Raw genomic sequence first — 5336 nt, forward strand, 5'->3', positions numbered from 1 at the left:
GCGAATACACGTCTTCGAACTTCATAAGTCGAACTTCCTGTAACACTTCTGTCCGCTTCATAACGCCTCCTTTCGGAGACATGATAAAACCGGACAGATCGCATGTTACCTACACCGGACATATCGCTTGTTAGCGACAAAGAGCAACCCCAGCGGTTGAACCCCCTGCGCCGAGCGCCTAACCTGCAGGTAAGGGAGAAAGCGGATGACCGAACAAAAATTGTCATTCAAGGAAATGTGCAGTGAGTTTGACGTCACGCCGCGCACACTTCGTTATTATGAATACATCGAACTGCTGCAGCCCGAGCGCGAAGGCCGATCCAGGTTTTTCGGCTCGCGAGAACGCGCGCGTATGAAATTGATCATGCGTGGCCGCAAATTCGGGTTTCAGCTGGAAGAAATCCGCCAATGGCTGCTGATCTATGAACAGGATGGCGACACCGCGCAGAACCGGGCCTTCATTGAAATGGCCGACCGGCAGATGGTGGAGCTGAAAAAGCAACGCGAGCAGCTGGATGAAGCTCTGAAAGAGTTGACAGACCTGCGCGCAACCACGCTTGGCCTGTTGGGCGAGGACGCATAAGCGCCCGCCGCTTCGCACTGACGGGCATCAATCTGCACTTGTCTGCACCCGCGCAAAAGTAGATTAATAGTCGCAAAGATCGCGAATAAGTTGCGACCAATAGATTGAAATATCACACATTTGCCGCCTACCTACAGGTTCACGCGAGCTTCACGAGTTGCGAACGCTTGTCCAATACCGTGCAAATTGGCGATCAAATCACCGTATTTCGCTCAATTTTTGTAAATTTCCTGCAATCAACTGTGATGACGCCGGGTAACTGACTGAATTTCAAAGAGGAACCTACGTCACCCTCAAAAATGACGCAGCGTCTGACTTACGTCAACGTCAAGTTCTTGTTGTAAATGCACCGCAAGCTGCTCACCATAGGCGGGCAACAGCATTTGTGAGTTCGACGATGACCGATGAGACAAAGACCATCCGCGAGATGTGCGATGAGTTTGGCGTAACGCCGCGTACATTGCGGTTTTACGAAGCCAAAGAACTTCTGTTCCCAATCCGGGAAGGACAGAAACGCCTGTTCACCAAACGGGACCAGGCGCGGCTGAAGCTGATTTTGCGCGGGAAGCGCTTTGGTTTCAGTCTCGAGGAAATCCGACAACTCCTGAACCTGTACCATATGGGCGACCAGCAGCTGACACAGCTCACCCGCACATATGAAATCGCCTGTGACCGTCTGGCCGATATGGAACGTCAACGCGAAGAGTTGAGCGAAGCCATTGACGACCTGCAAGAGCAGCTGCGCTGGGGGGAACGTATGATCGCCTCCATGACAGCTAAGAAAGACGCCGCTGAGTAGATCTGGCCCCACGCCCGCGCAAGGCCCAGGCATACAAAGCGCCGCCCCTGAAACAGACACTGCAGAACCACAACGAGGACCGCGATGCCAAGTTATACCGCCCCGATCAAGGATACGCAGTTCATCTTGCATGATGTGCTGAAGATCACCGAAGCGCAGATCCCAGGCTACGACGAGCTGGAAGCCGACTTTACCTCCGCCGTGTTGGAAGAGGCCGGCAAAATTGCAGGTGCCGTGTTGCACCCGCTGAATGTGGTTGGCGACACCGAAGGCTGCCGTCTGGAGAACGGGGTAGTTTACACCCCAACCGGGTTCAAAGGCGCCTTTGACCAGATGAAGGAAGGCGGCTGGCCCGGGCTGGACATGCCCGAACGCTACGGCGGCCAGAATATGCCCTATGTGATGGGCACCGCCGTGGGAGAGTTTTTCTCAGGTGCCAATCAGGCGTTCACGATGTATCAAGGCCTGACGCATGGTGCAGCCTCCGCCATTCTGGCGCATGGCAGCGACGCGCAGAAAGACACCTATCTGCCGAAAATGGTGTCCTGCGACTGGACCGGCACCATGAACCTGACAGAACCGCATTGCGGCACCGATTTGGGCATGATGCGCACCAAGGCCGAACCACAGGAAGATGGCACCTACAAAGTGTCCGGCCAGAAGATCTTCATCTCGTCCGGCGACCACGACATGGCCGACAACATCATTCACCTGGTGCTGGCCAAAATCCCCGGTGGCCCCGAGGGCATCAAGGGCGTGTCGCTGTTCATCGTGCCGAAATTCCTTGTGAACGAAGACGGCTCGCTTGGCGAACGCAACGGCGTCTCGGTCGGCAAGATCGAAGAGAAGATGGGCATCCACGGCAACTCCACCTGTGTGATGAACTACGACGGTGCAACCGGTTTTCTGTTGGGCACCGAACACAAAGGCATGCGCGCCATGTTCACGATGATGAACGAAGCGCGACTGGGCGTGGGCATGCAGGGCCTGGCCCAGGCAGAAGCTGCCTACCAGAACGCGCTGGCCTACGCCAAAGATCGCCTGCAGGGCCGCGATGTGACCGGGGTGAAAAACCCAGATGGCCCCGCCGACCCGCTGATCGTACATCCCGACGTGCGGCGCAATCTGATGGATCAGAAAAGCTTTGCGGAAGGCGCGCGGGCGTTCATCCTGTGGGGCGCGCATATGCTCGACAAAGCCCACCGGGCAAGTGACGCTGACGCCGATGGCCTGATCTCGCTACTGACCCCGGTGATCAAGGGCTTCCTCACCGACAAAGGCTACGACATGACGGTGCAGGCCCAGCAGGTCTATGGCGGGCACGGCTACATCGAAGAATGGGGGATGTCCCAATATACCCGCGATGCGCGGATCGCCATGATCTATGAAGGCGCCAATGGCGTCCAAGCCCTGGATCTGGTGGGCCGCAAATTGGCGCAGGATGGCGGCAAACATGTCATGGCCTTCTTCGAAATGGTCAAAACCTTCTGCAAAGACAGCGGCGACATGTCGGAGGATTTCATCCGCGATTTCATTGATCCGCTCAAGGCAGCATCAAAAGATCTGCAGGCAGCGGGGATGTATTTCATGCAAAACGGCATGAAAAACCCCAACCACGCTTTGGCCGGTTCCAATGACTTCATGCATATGTTCGGACATGTCTGCCTTGGCTTGATGTGGGCCCACATGGCGAAATCTGCGCAGGCGGCTTGCGACGCTGGCGCCTCTGACGCGGCGTTCTACGAGACAAAAATCGCCACCGGCCGCTATTACATGGCACGGCAGCTTCCGGCAACAGCCCTGCATCTGGCCCGCATCCAAAGCGGAGCGGACACGGTGATGGCACTGGACGCAGAGCAGTTCTAAGCCGCACGGTTGCGCCCGCGGGATGCCGGTCGACACCGACGGACACCGCTTCAAACAAGGACTGGCGCCAATACGCGGCGCCAGCCCAACCGCCCAAAAAGATCATCATGGGCTGCGGCCAGTTCTGGCCCCACGCCGACCAAAGGAGACCGCATGCCAAAACGTTTTCGTCTCACCCGTCGCTTGCCCATTGCCATGACCGAAGATGGCTATCGGCGACTGCGCCGCTTCTCTCAGGAGGCGGGCCTGGACGAAGGCGAAGCACTGTCGTTTTTGTTTGAGAATTTCGACAGCGTCACCAATCACGACAACCTCAGCCATCGACTTCGACTGTTCAATTCCGAACTCGAAGACCGAAAACGCTAGGCTGATCATCCATCCATCGAAACCGCATCCCACCCGCCAAAGAGAAAGGGAGCCCATGAGCGCAGAGCACACATCCAGCTGGATGACCGATGAACACCGTATGTTGGCCGATATGACCGCCCAGTTCATCACCCGTGAATGGGCGCCGCGTTTCGAAAGCTGGCGCAAACAGGGCATGATGGATCGCTCAACCTGGCAGGAAGCAGGCGCACTTGGCCTGCTGTGCCCCTCGGTGCCCGAAGAATACGGCGGCGTTGGCGGTGACTTCGGCCACGAAGCCGCAATCCTGATCGAAGGCAGCCGCGCCAACCTGGCAAGCTGGGGCCACGGCATCCATTCCGGCATCGTCGCGCATTATGTGCTGGCCTATGGCACCGAAGAGCAAAAACAGCGCTGGCTGCCCAAGATGATCAGCGGCGAACTGGTCGGGGCGCTGGCCATGACAGAACCCTCCACAGGTTCAGATGTGCAACGGATCAAAACCAAGGCGGTGAAAGATGGCAACGTCTACCGGCTGTCGGGACAAAAAACCTTCATCACCAATGGCCAGCACGCCAATCTGATCCTGGTTGCGGCCAAGACCGATCCGACGGAAGGCTCCAAAGGGATCTCTCTGGTCGCGTTGGAAACCGATGGTGCCGAGGGGTTCTCACGCGGGCGCAATCTGGAAAAGGTCGGGCTGCATGCGGCGGATACATCCGAGTTGTTTTTCGACAATATCGCTGTCCCGCCTGAGAACATCCTGGGTGGAACCGAGGGCCAAGGGTTCTATCAGATGATGCAGCAACTGCCGCAAGAGCGGCTGATCATCGCCTGCGGTGCCGTGGGCGCCATGGAGGGCGCAGTTGAACGCACCATCGCCTACTGCAAAGAGCGCGAAGCGTTTGGCGGCCCCCTGACCCAGTTTCAAAACACGCGGTTCAAACTGGTGGAATGCCAGACAAAAACCAAAGTGGCCCGCGCATTTCTGGATGAATGCATGGTCGAACATCTGGCCGGTAAACTGACCGTCGAAAAAGCGGCAATGGCCAAATACTGGACCACGGACACCCAGGGCGAAGTGCTTGACGAATGTGTGCAGCTGCATGGTGGCTATGGCTACATGCAGGAATACGCCGTTGCGGAAATGTGGGCCGACGCCCGCGTCCAGAGGATTTATGGCGGCACCAACGAAATCATGAAGGAACTGATCGCGAGGTCGCTGTGAAAACGCAGATCGTATCGTTCCAGATGGACCGCGGATGCCTCCGGCGGGAGTATTTTTGGAAAGATGACAGCCAAAGACAGTCCGAACCGAGAGACACAAGGCCAAGACATGCCAGGCAAAAACAAGCGTGGCAAAATCAAGCATGGCACAAATATGCATGGCAAAGACGCGCTCGCCCCCGAGCTCTCCGCCTAATGGGCAAGCGCGCCGTCACCTTTCACGACCATCGGCTCTCCAGCCTGTGCCGCGGAACCATTATGCGAAAATCAACCTTAAGGCGAAGTGAATGCGCCGTCATCTTTCCACAAATACTCCACGGGGGTGTGGGGGTGTGACACCCCCACATGACAGGGAAAAGGAGCACAAAATTGGGTATTATACTTAGCGTCATCGAACTTCCGAGTTTTGATGAGTTGACGTCATGCGTGAAAACGGTTCAGTTAGGCTCATGATCCGCCCCGGTTTTCTTACCCCTTCAGAGCGTCGAGAGCTTGAGGCTTGCGTGCGCAGTCATC

At 56.8% G+C, this 5336-nt stretch carries 5 protein-coding genes; all 5 read left to right on the forward strand.

Going from position 1 to position 5336, the window contains the following annotated elements; genetic code table 11:
* The first annotated feature begins 205 nt into the window (after window positions 1-205).
* The 5 genes from Q0C28_RS17415 to Q0C28_RS17435 all read left to right on the forward strand — a co-directional run bounded on the left by Q0C28_RS17415 (window position 206) and on the right by Q0C28_RS17435 (window position 4821).
* Complete coding sequence (locus Q0C28_RS17415) at window positions 206-583, forward strand: MerR family DNA-binding transcriptional regulator (RefSeq protein ID WP_293577710.1); 378 nt, start codon at window positions 206-208, stop codon at window positions 581-583.
* Between the two features lie 397 nt (window positions 584-980).
* The gene (locus Q0C28_RS17420; protein ID WP_293577712.1) at window positions 981-1382 is read left to right on the forward strand and encodes a MerR family DNA-binding transcriptional regulator; all 402 of its coding nucleotides are present in this window, start codon (window positions 981-983) and stop codon (window positions 1380-1382) included.
* Between the two features lie 84 nt (window positions 1383-1466).
* On the forward strand, window positions 1467-3248 hold the full coding sequence (locus tag Q0C28_RS17425) for an acyl-CoA dehydrogenase C-terminal domain-containing protein (protein ID WP_293577714.1): 1782 nt from the start codon (window positions 1467-1469) through the stop codon (window positions 3246-3248).
* A gap of 153 nt (window positions 3249-3401) precedes the next feature.
* On the forward strand, window positions 3402-3614 hold the full coding sequence (locus tag Q0C28_RS17430) for a hypothetical protein (RefSeq protein ID WP_293577716.1): 213 nt from the start codon (window positions 3402-3404) through the stop codon (window positions 3612-3614).
* A 55-nt stretch (window positions 3615-3669) separates the two neighbouring features.
* Window positions 3670-4821: an acyl-CoA dehydrogenase family protein gene (locus Q0C28_RS17435; protein ID WP_293577718.1), complete on the forward strand. Its 1152-nt coding sequence runs from the start codon at window positions 3670-3672 to the stop codon at window positions 4819-4821.
* Window positions 4822-5336: the final 515 nt, after the last annotated feature.

It is taken from the genome of Phaeobacter sp. (assembly GCF_022825805.1).
In the GTDB taxonomy this organism is placed as follows: Bacteria; Pseudomonadota; Alphaproteobacteria; order Rhodobacterales; family Rhodobacteraceae; genus Phaeobacter.